General features: G+C 62.6%; 13 protein-coding genes. 1 reads left to right on the top strand and 12 read right to left on the bottom strand.

From position 1 onward, the window contains the following. A partial coding sequence (locus NKI66_RS11845) for an Ig-like domain-containing protein (protein WP_352751689.1) occupies nt 1-1965 on the bottom strand: 1965 nt, incomplete at its 3' end. A 366-nt stretch (nt 1966-2331) separates the two neighbouring features. On the opposite strand from NKI66_RS11845, the gene NKI66_RS11840 reads away from it, so the two are divergent. Next, nucleotides 2332-3222, top strand: a complete 891-nt coding sequence (locus tag NKI66_RS11840) for a transglutaminase-like cysteine peptidase (RefSeq protein ID WP_502895290.1) — start codon at nt 2332-2334, stop codon at nt 3220-3222. Between the two features lie 23 nt (nt 3223-3245). Here NKI66_RS11840 and NKI66_RS11835 read toward each other — a convergent pair whose 3' ends face one another. The 11 genes from NKI66_RS11835 to NKI66_RS11785 form a co-directional block, all read right to left on the bottom strand. Further along, nucleotides 3246-3884: a ribbon-helix-helix domain-containing protein gene (locus tag NKI66_RS11835; RefSeq protein WP_128304952.1), complete on the bottom strand. Its 639-nt coding sequence runs from the start codon at nt 3882-3884 to the stop codon at nt 3246-3248. Further along, on the bottom strand, nt 3874-5163 hold the full coding sequence (locus tag NKI66_RS11830; RefSeq protein WP_352441934.1) for an HlyD family type I secretion periplasmic adaptor subunit: 1290 nt from the start codon (nt 5161-5163) through the stop codon (nt 3874-3876). Before NKI66_RS11830 ends, NKI66_RS11835 begins: the two co-directional genes overlap by 11 nt. 42 nt (nt 5164-5205) lie before the next feature. Then, nucleotides 5206-7338, bottom strand: coding sequence for a type I secretion system permease/ATPase (locus tag NKI66_RS11825; protein ID WP_023809953.1), 2133 nt, complete (start codon nt 7336-7338; stop codon nt 5206-5208). Nucleotides 7339-7377: 39 nt separating this feature from the next. Next, on the bottom strand, nt 7378-8826 hold the full coding sequence (locus tag NKI66_RS11820; RefSeq protein WP_128304949.1) for a TolC family protein: 1449 nt from the start codon (nt 8824-8826) through the stop codon (nt 7378-7380). A 419-nt stretch (nt 8827-9245) separates the two neighbouring features. Next, nucleotides 9246-9809: an invasion associated locus B family protein gene (locus NKI66_RS11815; RefSeq protein ID WP_196815310.1), complete on the bottom strand. Its 564-nt coding sequence runs from the start codon at nt 9807-9809 to the stop codon at nt 9246-9248. After that, entirely contained in the window at nt 9779-10240 is a 462-nt protein-coding gene (locus NKI66_RS11810; RefSeq protein WP_023809956.1) for a DUF4189 domain-containing protein, read from the bottom strand. Before NKI66_RS11810 ends, NKI66_RS11815 begins: the two co-directional genes overlap by 31 nt. Nucleotides 10241-10278: 38 nt before the next feature. Beyond that, complete coding sequence (locus tag NKI66_RS11805) at nt 10279-10947, bottom strand: hypothetical protein (protein WP_023809957.1); 669 nt, start codon at nt 10945-10947, stop codon at nt 10279-10281. Nucleotides 10948-10960: 13 nt separating this feature from the next. Further along, nucleotides 10961-11518 (bottom strand): invasion associated locus B family protein, encoded by a 558-nt coding sequence (locus NKI66_RS11800; protein WP_023809958.1) that lies wholly within the window; start codon nt 11516-11518, stop codon nt 10961-10963. Between the two features lie 7 nt (nt 11519-11525). Continuing rightward, entirely contained in the window at nt 11526-16205 is a 4680-nt protein-coding gene (locus NKI66_RS11795; protein ID WP_502900937.1) for a YadA-like family protein, read from the bottom strand. A 268-nt stretch (nt 16206-16473) separates the two neighbouring features. Further along, nucleotides 16474-16989 carry a helix-turn-helix transcriptional regulator gene (locus NKI66_RS11790; RefSeq protein WP_352441928.1) on the bottom strand — a complete coding sequence of 172 codons (516 nt, stop codon included), beginning with the start codon at nt 16987-16989 and terminating at the stop codon, nt 16474-16476. Between the two features lie 190 nt (nt 16990-17179). Next, nucleotides 17180-17668, bottom strand: coding sequence for a hypothetical protein (locus NKI66_RS11785; protein ID WP_352751687.1), 489 nt, complete (start codon nt 17666-17668; stop codon nt 17180-17182). Nucleotides 17669-17913: the final 245 nt, after the last annotated feature.

Below are 17913 nucleotides of genomic sequence, written 5' to 3'. Positions count from 1 at the left end.
GGCGCCGAACACGTCGTCCGTGCCGTCCGTCAGCACGTTGCCGCTCACGATGCCGCCCTCGACAACGCTGTTGGTGTCGGCATGTGCCGTCGGAATGTCGTCGATAATTTTCACGGAGAGCGTGGCGTTGGCGCTCTGCAGATCCTGGTCGGTCAGCGTGACGGTGAAGTTCTCGAAGAGGTTGTTGGTGCCCTGGATGGGGTCATGCCCCTCGTTGTCGAGCAGTGTGTAGGTGTAGCTCACCTCACCGGTGGCGGCATTGTAGCCTGTCACCGTCAGCGTGTTGCCGAGCGTCGTCGTGAACGAGCCGCCCGTGAACACGCCATCGGTGATGAAGGCGTTGCCGTCGATCGCCAGCGAGTGGATGCCGTCGGGCGAGGAGACGGTGAAGGTGCCGGCGCCGGCCTCGGCCGTGCTTGCCGGATCGGACCCAGGCCCGCCCGGCGTGCCGATATTCAACGCCGCCTCGTTGACGACGACGTCGCCGCCGGTGGCCTCCGGCGTCAGGTCGGTGATCACAGGCGTCGAGTTGCCGATCGAAATCGTCAGCGTGGTATGCGAGGTGTCGCCGTCCCCATCCTTGATCGTGTAGGTGAACACGTCGTTGACGCCGCCGGGCGTGCCGGCAGCGCGCACATAGCTGTAGGAGCCGTCCGCCAGCAGTGTCAGCGTGCCGTAGCTGCCCTGGATCGGCGCGTTCAGCGTGGCCGCATTGTCGACATCGGTATTGGTGTTGCCGGCCTGCACGCCAACCACAGTCGCGCCATCGGCGCCCTTGGTGTCGGCAACGCCGTCCGTCGCGTTGGCGTCGCCGGCATCGGTTCCGCCAGCCAGTACATTGCCTGTCGCCGGGCCGAACTGGCCGGCCGCGATGCTGTCGGTGTCGGCGTGCGCCGTTGGCACATCGTCGACGATGGCGACGGCGAAGGTGGTGCTGGCAGTATCGCCGTCGACATCCGTGACAGTGATGGTGAAATTCTCAGGAACCGTGTCGGTGCTAGGATCATAGCCGGGTGTCTGATCCGTATGGGAAACCGATTCGGTCACCGTATAATTGTATTCGATGGCACCGGTGCTCGGATTGAAGGAGACGATCGTCAGGTAACCGTACTGCCCTGGGATGTGCTGATCGACGCCGGTGACGGTGACACCGTTGATGACGATCGAGCCAATTCCATCCGGCGCGTCGATGCTGATCGTTCCAGTGCTGGACGTTTCTTTGTCGGTCGGCGCTTCGCTACCCGGAGTTTGCGCCCCACCGCCATCGAGGCCAGTTTCACTAGCCGCTTCGGTCGGGGCAAGCAGTGACGTGGCCGTCACTGAAACCTGCCTGTCGACGATCGAGGGAAACAGCTCGCGCCGCTCCAGAAGCCCGAACTGCAGAGCCGTCGGGGGCAACAGGGCCGACAGGTCGAACCCGTCGCCGATGCCGCCGGGGGGAACCGAGAAATCTCCGCCTGCGCTTGAATTCGAACCGCCCGGGCCGGCCGACATGGAGCCGTCGGCGCCGAAGGCGACATCGACATGGCTGGCTTCGAGTGCCGCCAGCAAAGCAACGCGCGGCACCTCGACGTCGCCGATGATGAAGGTCGGCACGTTCAGGGCGCCATCCTTGACCACGATTACCGAGCCGTCGGCCTGTTCGAGCAGAAGGTTTTGGCCATCGACCTTGATGTTGTCGATGGAGGCGTTGGCGGGAAGCCTCACCACATGGCTGGCGTCGGCTACGTATTCGTGCGGCGCAGCTGCCGGCGGTGCCTTTGCTTCCGCGGGGGCTTCTGGCTTGACAGGCGCTCCGCCGCCGACATCGACCGGCACCGGTTCGGACGCTGCCGGCGCGGGCTGCGTCGAATTTGCCTGTGCGACCCGGATCTCCGCCGGCGACGCCTGATCGGCGTGTTCATTGGACGCGGAATGCTCGTTCAAGGAAGCCGAAAAGCTGTCCAACTCGATATTGTTCGTCATGGCTGAAACCCCTCCGATATTTACCGGATAGAGACAGCGGCCACTTCTACTTTGCAACTGCCCCCTAATCTATTTCATATATTATGATATGCATTGCCCGGCATTTTTTACACGTGGTAAACCGCAACAATATAACCTGATATATGTTGGTTTCTGGAGGTCTGGTTGACGGATGACTAGTCGGCATCTTTTTGGTGAACCAAAGTATAAATTTGAATAAAATTTTAGACAAACTGGATAAAGACAGTTGCTGGATATTTATCCACCTTCCTTTCCAATAATTTGAGACAAGATTGGTAGCGTCCACAGTCAAAGGTGGGCGTTATGAAAAAGCAAAAAACAGTTCCGGGAAAAACCCGGCTCCAGATGCTCCTGCTGGCAATCGGGCTTGTCGGCCTGGCGGGGCCGTCATTCGCGAGCGATATCGCCGCATCCGGCTGGCCTCAGGAGAAGGTCCAGACGCCGCCCTGTCTCGGCGGTGTTTCGCTGGCGAGGCCCCAGCCCAGGCAGCCTGCGGGCGCTTACCGGATCGGTCAGGTCATCAGCAGCTATGGCCCGGCAGATGCTGACCGCGGGGATGGCTCGTCAACGGCGCGAGATGACGCCGGGATAGATCCGGTGCAGACCGCGTCGATCATTCCGGGGGTCTTCGGATCGGTTGCCTTGTCCATGCGCAATTTTCCCGTCGCGGCGCGCTGGGCGCCCGTGTACCGGGCAATCACCGCTTGTTCGGCGGGCAGCCCCTGCGAGCGCAAGAGCACAGCTTTTGCCGGCATGGTCGCCGCCGCTCAAGGCAAGGGATTCAGCGAGAAGCTGTCCTTCGTCAACAGCAGCGTAAATCGCCTGATCGCCTACAGGAAAGATAGCGTCGTCTACGGCAAGCTCGACTATTGGGCGAAGCCTTCGGAGATTCTCGAGCGGCGAGCCGGCGATTGCGAGGATTTCGCCATTCTCAAGATGACGGCCCTGCTGAGGGCCGGCATCCCGACGCAGAGCATGGCGCTTGTCGTCCTCCAGGATCGCAAGCGAGGCTTCTTTCACGCAGTGCTGTCGGTGAGCACAGGCAGCGGCACCTTCATTCTCGACAGCCTCAGCAACACTGTGGTGCGTGACAGCGATCTCCCGGATTATGTTCCGCTTTATTCGTTCAGCACGGACCGGGCCTGGATCCACGGTTCAAGACCGGGCGGAGCCCAGATGGCTGACATCAAAGGCGGTTTCGCAACCGTCGCACCTGGCGAAGGTTTTCAGCCATAAGTTCTCGTTGGATTGGTGGTGATTCAACCGCCGAAGACGAACGCCATCAGCAGCTCTGGCTCGAGCACCGGAGCCCGCACCGCATTCAATTGCCCCCGGTAACGACGGTCACCCGCACCGATGACAAAGCCGGTGGCCACCGGCGATTCGCCATTGGCATCGAGCCGCGCGAAGATGTCGGCTACGTTGAGGTCCAATGCCAGCTTGAGATCGTGCCGTGCGTCATCGCTTGGGGCTATCGGCAATTGACGTTTGACCAGTTGCTGGAACGGCGCGTTGAACGACAGGATCTTCTTCGACGATGCCAGGGCAAAGGCCGGGGACGGGCAAGCGACGAGTATGGCGTTGATGGTGTTGATCGATGCAAGCCTTCGCAAGGTCAGGTTTTCATCCGCCAATCCACGCATGCAGGCCACCCGGATCGCGGATGTCAAATTGCCTGTCTGTGCCTGGCTTTCGGCGATCTCGTCGATGAGCATGCCGATCGTGCATTTCCTGCGTTCGGCCATCTGCTTCAGCGACAACCAGAATGCCCGCTCCAAGCGGATGCCGCGTCTTATGCCGCCACGCGCCACGACCCGAAATTCAAGCCCGAAATCCTCGGCCGCGACTGGCGGAAGCAGTCGCTCGCCATCAGGATGAGGGCTGGCGCTACCGCTCACTCATCGCCTCCTCGCGCGCCTTGTTGATCGGCTTCAGGAGGTAGTGCAGGATCGTCTTGCGCCCGGTCTTGATGTCGACCGAGCAGATCATGCCGGGAATGATCGAATAGGCCTTGCCGTCTCTTTGAAGGGTCGATTTGTCCGTCGCCACGCGCACCTGATAGTAGGGTTCCCCCGTTTTCTGATCGACCAGGCTGTCGGCTGTGATGTTGGAGACCTTGCCCTCGATGCCGCCGAAGATCGAGAAATCATAGGCGGTGACCTTGATAAGGGCCTCCTGGTCGGGACGGATGAACGCGACATCCCGTGGCGAGACCCGTGCCTCCACCAGCAACGTCTCGGAGGTCGGCACGATGCCGGCGACGACGGCGCCAGGCTGGACGAAAGCGCCGACCGTGTTGAGCTCCAGCGTGTTGACGATGCCATCCACGGGAGACCGGATGTCGGTGCGCGCGACCTTGTCGGTGGCCCCCCTTATGGTTTCATCCACTACCGAAAGTTCCGCCAGCGCCTGGGTAAGGTCGTCCAACGCCTCCTGCTGCAGTTGCAAGCCGAGTTCCTCGACCTGCAGCTGGGCTTCCGTGATCGACGATTTGATCTTCTTTATTGTTTCGCCGGCCAGGTTCAGCTGGCCGTTGAGCTCGGTCTGTTCGCGCTCTACCCGGAGCTGCTCGGTCCTTGCCATCAGGCCTTTCTTGACCATCGCGTCGACCAGTTTTGCCTCCTGGTCGCTGACGACCAGGTTCTTGGTCAGACGGTCGGAATTGGCCACCGCCTCGGCCAGTTCCCTCTCGCGCTGATCGAGGCGTGACTTGAGCACGGACAGCTTGTTGTCGAAGTTCCCGCGCCGGGCAATGAGCAGCTTCTGTTCATTGTCGCAAATCTGCGGAGCGACCGACTGAATGTCCGGCGGGCACGGAAATGGGCCTGAGAGATTGCCGGCCTGTTCGTATTTCAGCCTTGCTATGCGCACTTCCAGCGCGCGCGCCTTGGCCTGCTGCTCGCCAAGGCTGGATGTGTTGAGCGTGTTGTCCAGGCGGATGATGAGATCGTTCTTCTTGACGATCTGGCCAATCGTGACTGCGATTTCCTGAACGACGCCGGCCTCGCTCGCCTGAATGATCTGGGTCTTGGAAGCGGGTATGACCTTGCCATCGCCGCGTGCGATCTCATCGACCTCGGCAAAGGACGCCCAAGCGACAAAAACGACGAAGAGCGCTCCGATGATGAATATGGACGCCGACGCAAACAGCGGCGGTCGATCTTCCCTGGCAAGCATTTCCCACGCCCCAACGCATTGGATGCAGCAATAATTGTTTTGTCAGGCGCTTGTTTTCTGCAACGCCTGTATGACTTGGTCCTTCGGTCCGTCGGCAACGATCTTGCCCCGTTCGATAACGATCAGGCGGTCGGCCAGCTCAAGCATGCTGAACCGATGTGTGGAGACGATCAGCGTCGTGTCGCGGTCGAAAGCGACTTTGAGCTGCTTGATCAACTGGCGTTCCGAGGCAAGATCCATCGAGCCCGACGGCTCATCCAGAAAGACGATTTTCGGTTTGGTCAAAAGCAGGCGTGCGATCGCCACGGTCTGCCTCTGGCCGCCGGAAAGATTGGTGCCGCGCTCGCCGACATTCATGTCGTAGCCGCGCGGGTGGCGTGAAACGAAATCGTCGACGCCGGCCGCCTTTGCAGCTTCGATGATCTGTTCGTCTGTAGCCTCGGGGCATGCCATCAGGAGGTTTTCCTTGATGGTGCCCGAGAACAGGTCGCCGGCCTGCGCAACGATGCCGACCGCGGCGCGAACCTCGGACGGGTGATACTGGCGAATGTCGATCCCATCCAGCAGCAACTCACCGGAAGTCGGCAGGAAGAGCCGGCCGATCAGCCGCCCCATCGTCGTCTTTCCCGATCCTATGCGGCCGATGATGCCGATCCGCTCCCCTGGCTTCACCGAGAAATTCAGGCCGGTCAGAACCTCGTTCTCCGAGCCGGGATAGACGAACCCGACGTTCCTGAACACCATCGCCCCCTTGCGAATGGGGCGGTTGACGAAACCCACCGTGTCAGGTCGGTCTTCCGGTTGAGCCATGATCGAATTCACCATTCTCAGCGAGAGCATGGCCTGGCGAAACCGGGACAACGTTATGGCGATCTGGCCGAGCGGCGCCACGGCCCTGCTCGCCAGCATCACCGTTCCTATGATTGCTCCTGTCGAAACATGCCCTTCCGAGAAGGCATAGGCGCCGGCCACGACCAGGGCGACGGTCACCAGCTGTTGTATGGACTGGGTGATGTTGCCCGCCGCCGCCGAAAGCTGCTTGATCTTCTCGGACGTGTTGGCGGCGTTCTTGGAGTGCTCCCCCCATTTTCGCAGCAGATACGCCTCGGCGCGCAGCGACTTGATCGTCTCCAGCGTCGAGATGGATTCGACCAGCAGTGCCTGGCGCTGCGATGCTTCGTTCATCGAGGCGGCGACGCGCTTGCCGATGCGGCGCTGGGTGACCAGGCCGACGATGACGGACATCACGAAGGCCAGCGCCGGTATGATCACCAGCCAGCCGCCAATTGCATAGATCACAAGGAGAAAGACGAAGACGAATGCCGTGTCGATGAACACGCTTATGGTGTTGGAGGTGAAGAACTCCCTGACGAATTCATATTGCGTGACCCTGTTTGCGTATTCACCGGTCGAACCGGGGCGCGCCGACAGCGACGAGTTCAGCACTTTCTCGAACAGCAGATAGGATATTCGGAGATCCGCCTTGCGCCCGGCATAGTCGATGAGGGAAGCCCTGGCCGTCTTCAAAAGCAGGTCGAACAGGATGACCGCACCGATGCCGAGAGCCAGCACCCACAGTGTCGATATTGCCTTGTTCGGCAGGATCCTGTCGTAGACGTTCATGGTGAAGATCGGCGAGGCTATGGCCAGCAGATTGATGAACACCGCCGCCAGGACGACTTTCGAATAGGTGCGCCAGAAAGCGCCCATCGTCCCCGTGAGCCAATGTCTCCGCTCGATCCTGGCCGCCGAGCCGACCGACATGGTCTCGGCGGCATTGGCGTAGGTGATCGAGAAGGAAGCGCCGCCGCTGATGTAGCTGGCGGCCAGTTCCGATCGGCCGATCGCGGTGCGGCCGTCTTCCTGGGGCGCGGTGATATACGCATCGTCTTCGCCTAGAGCGAGCAGGGCAACGGGCAATTGGCTGACGCGAAAGACGATTGCGGGCAGATCGATACGCCCCCTGAGAAAATCCCGGTGGTTGAACTCGGTGACTTCCAGGCCGATGCGTTCGGCAAGGTGCCTGATGTCGTCGACCGCAATTCGCGTGTCCGAGAGCGGCACGCCGGCAAACAGCACGGTCTCCGCGCTCGGCCTGCCGAGATATCCGGCAACGGCTGAGAAACAGGCCTTGAACGCCTCCTTGGGGGAGAGGATGTTGGGTTGCTGGTTCACGATCTGCCCGTCAGGACGCTCGCTGGACCTTGCGTCGTCTTATTTCTTCCTCACCGGAGCGAGGATGTCGAAAGGCAGGTCGCTCTTCTGCTCCGACGGCGTCCGCGCATAGGTCTCGGTGTCCGCGGTTTCCGGTGCTGCGAACTCGGTGCGTGCATAGGCTGTCGCCTGCTTTGCCGGCTGAAGGTTCATCGTTTTCAGCAACTGTCCGGTCGCGGCCAGAAGCCGGTACTGGGCAAACAGCGATGCGTAGGACGCGGTATCCGCCAGCGTTGCCGTGTTGAACCGCGTATTCTGCGCGTCGAGCACGTCGAGCAGCGAGCGCTGTCCAACCTTGAACTGCTCGCGATAGGAAGCGACCAGCTTCTCATTGGCGGCGGCTTGCTGCCTCAGGGTCTTCGCCAGATCGGCTTGTCGGAAACGACGATCCCACGACGTGCGAACGGCTTCCTCGATTTCGCGCTGCACCTGATGCAGCGCCAGACGCTGTTCGCTGGTGCGGCGGATCTGCTCCTGCTCGTTGGCCTTGTCGATACCACCGCGGTAGAGATTCCACCGCAGGACCACGCGTGCCTGCAGGTCGCTGGTGTCGCCATCGTCGCCGTCAATGTCAGTTCCCGCCCGGGCGCGACCTTCAGCGATGATGGAGGGGCCGAATTTAGCCCGTGCGGCATCCACGAGGGAAGCCGCCGCGTCGATGTCGCTGTTGGCCATGTGCACGCGCGGATTGCTTTCGCGCGCCAACCCTATTGCCTCGTCAAGCGATCGCGGGAGCGCAGCCGAGACATCGCCCGGCCTCGATGGGCTGGTCAGTGGCTTTCCGACGGTCTTGAAGAAGCGGATCTTGGCCGCTTCCAGTTCCTCGGTCGCCTCCTGCATGCGCGCCTTGGCGGCAAACAGCCGTTCCTCGGCCTGCTGCCGGTCGGCCTCGTTCAGCGCGCCGCCCGAAATGCCTTGCCGGATGTCGCCGAGAATTCCCTGGTGGAAGCCGAGATTTTTCTTCGCTTCGACAACGATCGAAGCCTGCAGCATGTATTCCAGATAGTCCTGGACAACGGACAGCCCGATGAATTCGGACCGTTCCAGCACCCGGAACGAAGCGCCATCGACGCGCGATGCCTGACGGTTCAATTCGGCCCGCCTTGCGCCGCTGTCATAAAGCGTCTGCGAAACGGTAAGATCCGTTTCAGCCGGATAGAGCGCGTCGTCTTCGATGGAAAGGGAGCGCCGGGATGAATTGTCGAGCCGGCGAACGCCGGCCGATGCCTCGACATCGACACTGGGAAGATAAAGGCCCTTGGCCTGCCGCAACTCGAACTCGATTGCTTCGCGATTTTCGATCGCCTGTCCAATCTCGGGATTGGATTCCACCGCGACAGCCATCGCCTCCTTGAGCGTAAGCGCATGAGCACTCCCGCAGGTCAGCATGGTGGCCGCCATCAAAAGACCAAGGCGCCTGCCTATGGTCGACATGTTTGTCGTATTCATCAATCCCACCCTAACGTTTCCCCAGCGTCCTTTTCAGAGCGCTAACCAAGCCAAGGCCTGCCCGTCGGTGGATTATTCACAAATTCACGAAATATGTGAGCGATTATTGATTTAGAGGTCGCTAAATAGCCTTTTTGGGCAACAAGGCTGCGAGATGTAGCAAAAATAGCACATAACGTCGGCTCGCTCCGGTTGTATCCGGACGCCGCACTCTGCGGGATAGCCCGAAAAACGGCAGGTCAGTGGGCCGATATGGCCAGAATCATGCCATGTGGGTATGGCGGCTGTTGATGACCCAACCTGAAGTTGAGCCATTTTCAGGTACGCCCTCTCGGCAGCCGCCCCAAAATACTCCGTCGCGGCGGCCGGCGTGCGCGTCATGTCGCTGATTGCGGCCAAAAGCTGGGTCAGCGCGCACCCTAATTTGCGCTCAACGCCACCATGCGGTCGAGCGCCGCGGTCAGGCCGCGAAGCGAGACCGGGAAGCTCAGCGGGGTCTCGGCGTCCGTCGTCACATTGAGCTTCAGCACCGAGCCTCCCCTCAGCTTTCCAAGCGTCGGCCGATCGACGGTAAAGACCGAGACGCAACCCGTCGGCAGGCAGGTCCTGAAGCGCTGCGGGGACAGTGGCGGCTGATCGTCGATCTGCAGCGTCACGCCCGGGTCGAGCAGGATGCCGAAGGGCAGAAGCAGGGTAGCCGTCGTCGAGCCGTCCGGGCGTGCCGCGATCTCCACGGCAAGAAGCCTCTGCCCGTTCTGCTGGACCTGATCTTGCGCGAGCGAGCACACTCTCGCCTTCTCTCGAACCGAGCAGGTCACACTCCAATCCTGATAGACTTCACGCAGCGATGAGGGTCCATCCGGGACAGCCGCCACCTGTTGCTGGGCAGACACCGGCGACATCAACGAGAATAGAATTGCCCCACATGCGGAGACGGCCTTCGGGCCAGGCTTCATGTGCAGACCCACTCGCGGATCTTGCATTTCTCTCCCGCCGCCTCGCAGGCCTGCAAAGCGAGATCCTCCGCTTCGCGACGGGTCTCGGCCGAGTTCACGCCCCAGGGCGTGAAACGGTTCTCCACCTTGTCTGCCACGGCGAGTGCACCGCAGTGCTTGTAGGGAAAGCCGGTCTCGTCGTCATCATTCCAATGGCGGTGGTTGCGGAAGACGGTGACGACGTTGCAGGCCTTTCCGCCCGCGTTCTCGCAATATTTCTGTGCGATGTCCTTCGCTTCCTGCCGCTTGTCGGCGCCCCAGAAGAAGCCGTATTTGCTATCGGCCTGCGAATAGGCAATGGCCGCCCAGATGCCTTTTTCCTCCTGTTGCGGTTCCGATGGGGCCACAAGGTCGGCCGAGACGACTTGTCCGCTCCACAACAGGGTCAAGCCCAAAACTGCCAAAGCCTGCAATCTCATGGTCGGCATCCTTTCCTTAACCTCAATCGCTTCGCGTCCTACTTCGCCGCCGAAGCGAGGGAGATCACCACACAGCTTTTGCCCGTCGGCAGGAGAAGCGCTTCACCGGCATTGCCGCCGAGCTCGTAGACCTCGACCTGCCCGAGATGGTCGGTAATCTTGCTGCCCTGCGGCAGGATGGATGCGATGTCGGCGCACGGGCTGGCGAATGGCGCCACCCGCACCATCGCCCCTTCGCAACCCGTGGCGGTGGGCGATGCGAAGACGATGCCGGCGGCCGGTCCGCTATAGCGTTCCGACGCATAATCCATGCCGACAAAGGCCTGGATGGCGTGCTTGTCGGCGGCCTGGTCGTTCCACAGGGATTTGACGCTGTATTTCGTGCCGTTCGTCAGAATCTGTCCGAGCGCCGGATAGACGGTCGAGCAGGCCTGCACTCCGGCCTGCTTGACATGCTCGAGGAAGGGCGTGTCCGGAAGCACGGGGGCCGCCGCAGTTTCTGCGGGTGCGGCCGTCGCGCCGCCGACCAGATTGGCGATGGCGGCATAGTTCCCTGCGGCGAAGCCAAGGCCCGCCACGACCAATCCCAGAAGTGAATATCCGGCCACGCGTGGCCAGCGCCGCCTTGGGGACTCGGCCCGCCTCTGCCGATCCGCCTCGACGGTCGCAGTGCGTTTCGCGGACGTGAACTGGTCCTGCTGGCTCATGGTGATGCCCCGGTTATTTGAGTGGTGAAAGGGCCTCTGACAGCCCCTTGAGCGTTGCGGTCACGGTGATCGTCTGACCGTCGACCGTCGAATAGGAGATCGCCGGTGTCGCATTCTGCGAGATCTGTCGGCGCATGACGGGGCCTACCGGCAACATGCCGACGCAGACCATTTCGTTGCAGCCGTTCAGGTGCACGTCGATCGGCTGCTTCTGTCCATCGAACTTCAGTGACACCAGGCCATCGCTCCTGGCGTTCGGAGCGGTGCGCAGGATCATATACGGCTTGCCGTCCTGGGTGGCGGCGAGCGACCAGCTGAAAGCCATCTTGCCTGATGCGTCCTCGATGATCTGCGAGACGTTGCAGACCTTCTTGCGAGCCTTGAGGTTCTCGTCGCAGATCAGCGTCCAGTTATCGAATGGGCGGATGGTGCGCTGATAGTCTCCGAGCTTGACCTCGGGCGGCACCACTACGTCCGATGGCTTGATCCTGTAGGTCGACGCGACCTGCCCGGCGGACGGCACGAGGCCGCCGCAGAGCGCCAGGCAGGTCAGGGCAACAAGTCCTTTCATTCCTGCCTCAGTTCAAGGTGAAGCTGATGCCGGCGCCGACACCGACATGCCCACCCGCGGCCGTGCCCGACAGATTGCCCCGGATGCGGCCGTCTTCACTGGTGTAACCAGCGCCGAAGGCGAACGCGCCTGCGTCCCGCCACAAGCCGCCACCCGCCGCGACGCTCAGCTTTCCGGGCCGGTCGTCATAGCGCAGCGAGGCGGCCGCAAGGCCTATCGCGGCCGCCTGCCGCGCCTCGTCGCGGATGCCGCTGATGTCCGAATTGAGCTGGCTGAGCTTCTGGTCGGTATAGTCGTTGGCCTGCTGCAAGGTCGTGACCGCCACCTTGTCGGTGTAGTCGTTGGACGTATCGATAGCGTAGGCCACGCGGTTGTCCGTATAGCTCTTGCCCGCGGTCAGGCCCTGGTTCATCTGGTCGACGTTGACCGCATCGGTCCCTTTGACGCCGGGGCCGACATTGGAGATGACGACCGGCGCGTTGACGTCGCCACCTTGCAGCGTGATGGTGTTCGTCTTGTTGCCGCCCTGGGTGTCATAGGTCACCGCGTTCTGGGTAAGGTTTCCGACGCCGGCTTTCAGATCCTCGATCGCCGTGTTGGTGGCGTAGAGCTGCGAGCCGTTGATCGCATCGGTGCTGCCGGCATCGACGCGGCCGGCGGCGACATTGGTGATCGTCCGCTCGGCGCCGGCGTCGCCGACGCTGACGGTTCCGGTCGGCGTCGTCCCGGCATAAGTGTAGGTCTTGCCGTTGATGACGGTGCTGGAGGTCCCGACGGCGGTCTGTGTCACCGAACCGGAACCGAGCGCCACATCGTTGGCGTTGTTGGCCTTGGCGCCTTGGCCGAGCGCGACGGCGCCCTGCCCGGTGGCCGTCGAGCCATGTCCCGCAGCCAGGCTGTCGGTGCCGCTCGCCACACTCTCCGGCCCGATCGCCACGGCGTTGGTGCCGCCGGCGATGCTGTCGGCCAGCGTCGAGTTGGCGTGGAAATATTTGATGCCGCCGCCATTGCTGATGCTGGTCAGCGCATTGTCGACGGCCGTGAAGCCGTCATAGACGGTGGAATAATTGTTGCCCTGGATGGTGTAGGTCGGGCCGGTGATGGAGCCGTCGGGATTGACGGTCGTGCCGCCGCCGAACAGGTTGCTGACGTTTTGCGTCACGCCGCGCAATTGCGAGACGTTGACGCCGTCGGTATCGGCCGAGCCCGCCGCGACGTTGGTGAGCTTGCGTTCGGCCCCGGCGGCGCCGATCGACACCTCGCCGACCGAGGTCTGCGAACCGGCGAGCGCAAAGGCCGTGTAGCCGGCCTGCGCGCCGACGCTGGTGATGGACTGCGCGCCGAGCGCAACGCTGTTGATGAAGGTGCTCTGGGCGCCGGCGCCGAGCGCCACCGACTGGATGCCGGACGCCAGCGAATTGGTGCCGAGCGCCAGGCCGTCGGCCAGCATCACGTGGGCGCCTTGGCCGATCGCTGTGCCGCCGGGTGCATCCTGCTCGACAGTGGCGCCATTGCCGATGCCGATGCCGTTGTCGCCGTTGACGACCGTCGTCGGGCCGACCGCGACCGATTCCGCGCCGACCGCCAGCGAGTCGCCCGCCGCCGAATTGGCATGGAAGTATTTCGTCGACGTCACCGAGACGGAGGCGATGGCGCCCTGCAGCTGCCGAAGCGTTACCGCATCCTGAGATTGCGTGCCGTCGGCCACATTGGTGATCTGCCGATACGAGGTAGCGTCGCCGACCGAAACGGCGCCGAGCAGCGTCTTGTCGGTCGTGTTGTACTGGATGAAGTTGGCTGGGCCGGCGGGCAGTTGCCCGGTAAGCGGAGCGATCGCGCGATCGGAGACCGAACCCGAGCCAAGCGCCACGCCGCCGTCGATGCTGACATTGCTGTCGCGGCCGAGCGCCAGTGCGCTGACGCCGGTGGCGGTCGCCTGGTAGCCGACGGCGGTGGAGCCGACGCCTTGTGCGAAGGAATCGGTTTGCGCCAAGCCTGCCTCGTTGGTGCGGGCGTAGCGGATGCCCACACCATTGGCGTCGGTATAGGCGGTCGACGTGTCGCCGGCGATGTTGTTGATCGTGTTGCCGAGATCGGTCACGCCACTGCCGATATTGGCGATATCGGTCGTATTCTGCGTGACCTGCTGGTTGGTGGCGAAGAGCTGCGAACCATTGACCGCATCGGTCGAACCGCCGTTCAACTGCCCGGCCGCGACATTCTGGATCTGGCGTTCGGCGCCCGCCGAGCCGACCGAGAAGGCACCGGCCGGTGTGGCGCCGGCAAAGGTGTAGTTGACGCCGCCGATCGTTGTGCCACCGACGGCGGTCGTTGCGCCCGATGTCGAATTCAGGCCGATCGCCACGTCGCCGTCATTGTTGGCCACGGCGTTCGGGCCGACCGCGACGGAATCCGTTCCGAGAGCCTGTGAATCCGCCAGGGTCGAGTTGGCGTGGAAATACTTGATGCCGCCGCCGACATTGATGTTGCTGAGCGTGACGCCAATGGCGTCGACGGCCTGGTTGGTGGCGAAGAGCTGAGAGCCGTTGATCGCATCGGTCGAGAGCGCGCTGACGCGCCCCGCCGCCAGGTTGGTGAGCGTGCGTTCCGCACCGACCGCGCCGATGCTGACGGTCGAGAGCGGGTTGGTGCCCTGGAAGGCGTAGGTCGTGCCGTTGACCACGCCGCTCGCCGTGCCGACGGCCGTGGTGGTCACCGAGCCGGAGCCGAGCGCCACGTCGCCGGAGCTCGCCGCCGCTGTCGCGCCATTACCCAGCGCGACATTGCCGGCGAGGCCGGCCGCACCCGCGGTCGAGCCGTTGCCCAGTGCCACCGAGCCCTGCCCGATGGCCTTGTTGTTGTTGCCGATGGCGACGGCGCCGTTGGCCGTATTGGCCGCGGTGGCGCTCGCCGTGCCGTCACTGTTGGCGATGTTGTTGGCGCCACCGGTGAAGGCGCCGGTGCCGCTGGCATAGCTCGGATCGCCTATGGCGACCGCGCCGTCGCCATAGGCAACGTTGCCGTAGCCGATCGCGACCGCCTTGCCGCCATCGGCGGTCGCGCCCGTGCCGATGGCGACGGAGTCGGCGGAGATAGCGCCGGCGGCGGTACCGATGGCAATCGCATTGACGTCTTGTGCCACAGCGCCCGCTCCAACTGCTGTCGAGCTCGCCGCTGTCGCGATGGATGTCGTGCCTATGGCAATGGAGTCGTCGCCTCCCGCAGTGGACGAACGGCCACCGGCGAACGCACGGGCACCGGTGGCCTTGGATGTGGAACCGAGCGAAGTGGCGTACACTCCGCTGGCCGTGGCGCCCAATCCCAGCGCACTGGCATTTGCGGCGGTCGCCGCGGCGTTGTTACCCAAAGCCGTGGTGGAGACGTCCGTGGCCTGGGCTCCAGAGCCCGCCGCGACCGAGCCTACTCCGCTCGATACGGCCGAATTGCCCAGGGCCAGCGCGAATTGGCCCGAAGCCGTGGCGACGTTGCCGAACGCTGCCGAGTTTATCGCCGATGCATTTGCCTGGGGACCAACGGCTGCGGCATTGGTGCCGGCGGCCTGGGCCTGGAAGCCCACGGCTGCCGAACTGGCGCCGCCGGCCGACGTACCTATGCCGAGCGCGGTGCTGCCGACTCCGCCGGCGTTGGCACTGACGCCGGCTGCGAGAGAATTGTCTCCTATCGCATTTGCACCCGTCCCGAATGAGGAGGCGTTTATGCCGCTGGCAGCGGACGCGTTGCCGACCGCGGTGCTGGCAGAGCCGCTCGCAATCGAGGTCGCGCCCATCGCTATGGCGGACGTTCCCGTTGCCTTGCTCGCGCGCCCGATCGCGGTGGAGTCAACCTGGGACGCCGTCACATCCGTACCGATGGCGATGGCACTCTGGGCCAGCGCGCCCCCTCCCGCAACAGTTCGGTTGCCAAGATTGACGGCGTTGATCGCGGTCGCGGTCGCCTGGAATCCGATGGCGATGGCATTCTGGTTGGTTGCGGTGGCGCTGTTACCTTGGGCAAGCGAATCCAGCCCGGATGCAGTTGCCCCGAACCCGAGAGCGGTGGCGCGCAGCCCGGTCGCCCGGGTAACATAGCCGATCGCCGTCGAGTTCAATCCGTCGGCACGCGCGTTCAGGCCAAAGGCGGCCGCGCCTGTGGTTGCAACTGAGTTGACGCCAATGGAGCTTGCTCCGTCCCCGTTGGCCTTGGCGTTACCGCCTACAGCGAGCGCGTTGACGCCGGTTGCGCCCGCGAAGACACCTATGCCTATGGCGTTGAGGCCATTGGCACTCATCGTGTAGCCGATAGCGATCGAAGCGTTGCCCGTTGCCGTGGCACCGGTGCCCAGTGCCACGCCGTCGTCGCCATTCACTTTGGCACCATCGCCGACGGCGGTTGAGGCGGACCCGGTGGCGGTGCTGGCACAACCGATGGCAGTGCTTTGTATCCCTGCGGAGGGAGTCGTGCAGTTCGCGACGTTGGTCACAGTCCCGTTGCCAATGGCGAGCTGCGCGAAAGCCGTTTGCGGGATCATGATCCCCATCACGGCAAGCGCCGCCGCCGACATCCCGCCGACGCCCAGCGTTCCCAGCCCCAGGCGCTTGCGCCCCATGCCCAGCACGCAATGAGCCATGCGCAGCACCGCCATTAGGCGGCGGCGCGTCGAGCGTGAGCCATGATCGGCCCCCGCGATCCAGTGCCCGGCGAAATGCGCCGCGCGACGCTGAACAAGAAGCGAGCCGTTCGAAATCTGATTGTCGGTCATGGTTCCCTCTCCGCTGGCCGGCACGAAATGTCTGACAATTCCGCTCCACCGCAGGAAGACATGATTCCTGCCCGCGGTATTTCACGAAATTGCTGCCTTGTGAGAAAAGAGCGCAGCAAACCTACAGAGGTTAACGGCTTGTTACCTTAGCCAATGCTTTAAAACCAAGAAACAAAGCAATGAAATAAGCGTCGCCTCACCTAACCTTGGCGTTAAGCTTTCCCACCCGTGCCTGCAACGGGGTCCGCTGCCGGTATTTCTTCATCACGGTGGTAAAATGGCTCTGACTTGAAAACCCGCTCGAGTGGGCGATGTCGGTGATCGTCATGCGGCTGTCTGCAAGCAGTCTTTCAGCGAAATCCAGCCGCAGGTCGAGGACGTACTGGTGCGGCGGCATTCCGAACGTCCTCGAGAAAGCCCGCACAAAATGATAGGGGGAAAGCCCGCAAACCGCGGCCATATCAGCCAGCGCCAGCTTGCGCGTAAAGTTCTCGTCCAGGAATTGCTGCACGCGGCGCGCGGCGCGGACGGAAAGCCCGCCTTTCGCGTTGAGCGTCGGCTGTCGCGAGTTGGTTCCGGAAACCGGTCCGGGGAAACCATCATCGCCCGGCATTTTTCGGCCTCCCGATACGTCCCAGATGAGGTTCAACCCAAGGCTTCCTTCCATGTTCCCCTGAAAAACAATTCGTGATTGATCGAAGCTGACCGGCATCGCCACTCATCGGATCGTTCCGGCCGGACGGCGAACAATGCGCGGACTGCATGACATTCCAGAGGACTCCTGCGGAGCTTGGGGCAGATTTGCAGCGGGATGTATTTTGAGAAACTCAGCAAGCCTTGTAGAAAATTCCGGTCTTGCGTCGCGGGTGAGCAGGCGTTGCCATTTTGCCATGGCCGGGCCCTCAGTTCTTGAGGGAAGCAGGCGCGGCCCCGGTCGGCGTTCTCGCAGGCAGATGGCTCCGATCCGAAGAACCGGCGAGACAGGCGACTTCGGCAATCGGCAACTCACCGCAATGCGGCGGCACGCCGAACGTTGCTATGATATGGTTGGATGAAACCCCTGCGAAGGATGCCAATTCGGCGATGACTTTTCGCACGACGTTTTCGTCGAGATATTCCCGCACGCGTGGCGCGCCGTATTCCGTGATCCTGTCGCTGCCGAGCGAGGCTCTCATTCCGCGTGCGGGCCTCAGCACAATTCCGGTGGAATGCTTCTTGGCCAGGAATTTCTGCGGGACGGGATCGCGGACGGAGTATATGACACTCCTCCGCGTGGTGGCCCTCCTGGGACCTGCGCTTTCAGGAATTATGTCCAGGACATACCGAGCTGTCCGTTCTCGATTGACGCCCCGGGAATCGCCGCTGTCCCGAGCATCGTCCGTATTTTTCATGCCTGGCCTCTGCCGCTTTGTCCGCTGCCTGAAATCCCCCTTAGCCCGACCCGGACCCAGCGTAACGCACATGCCGCGGATAGTGAATAACATCCGTACGCAAAGAAAAAATTTTGTTCGGGATAAGAGGAACCAGTCACAAGGGAGGGACTGGAACATTTTTCGGCACCTTCGCCGGCGCATTGGCTGACGGAGCATCAACGAAAAACCCGCCTGCGCGGCGGGTCACTGGCGCAAATCAGCAC

The organism is Mesorhizobium sp. M0518, from assembly GCF_040321125.1.
Taxonomy (GTDB): domain Bacteria; phylum Pseudomonadota; class Alphaproteobacteria; order Rhizobiales; family Rhizobiaceae; genus Mesorhizobium.
Note: the sequence above shows the minus strand (reverse complement) of the source record. Positions and strands in the feature narration are given on the sequence as shown.

Coding starts and splice junctions, on each gene's coding strand:
- NKI66_RS11840 (WP_502895290.1), top strand. CDS start 2,332: ATGCTCCTGCTGGCAATCGGGCTTGTCGGCCTGGCGGGGCCGTCATTC.
- NKI66_RS11830 (WP_352441934.1), bottom strand. CDS start 5,163: ATGCTTGCCAGGGAAGATCGACCGCCGCTGTTTGCGTCGGCGTCCATA.
- NKI66_RS11820 (WP_128304949.1), bottom strand. CDS start 8,826: ATGAATACGACAAACATGTCGACCATAGGCAGGCGCCTTGGTCTTTTG.
- NKI66_RS11815 (WP_196815310.1), bottom strand. CDS start 9,809: ATGCAAGATCCGCGAGTGGGTCTGCACATGAAGCCTGGCCCGAAGGCC.
- NKI66_RS11810 (WP_023809956.1), bottom strand. CDS start 10,240: ATGAGATTGCAGGCTTTGGCAGTTTTGGGCTTGACCCTGTTGTGGAGC.
- NKI66_RS11805 (WP_023809957.1), bottom strand. CDS start 10,947: ATGAGCCAGCAGGACCAGTTCACGTCCGCGAAACGCACTGCGACCGTC.
- NKI66_RS11800 (WP_023809958.1), bottom strand. CDS start 11,518: ATGAAAGGACTTGTTGCCCTGACCTGCCTGGCGCTCTGCGGCGGCCTC.
- NKI66_RS11790 (WP_352441928.1), bottom strand. CDS start 16,989: ATGCCGGTCAGCTTCGATCAATCACGAATTGTTTTTCAGGGGAACATG.
- NKI66_RS11785 (WP_352751687.1), bottom strand. CDS start 17,668: ATGAAAAATACGGACGATGCTCGGGACAGCGGCGATTCCCGGGGCGTC.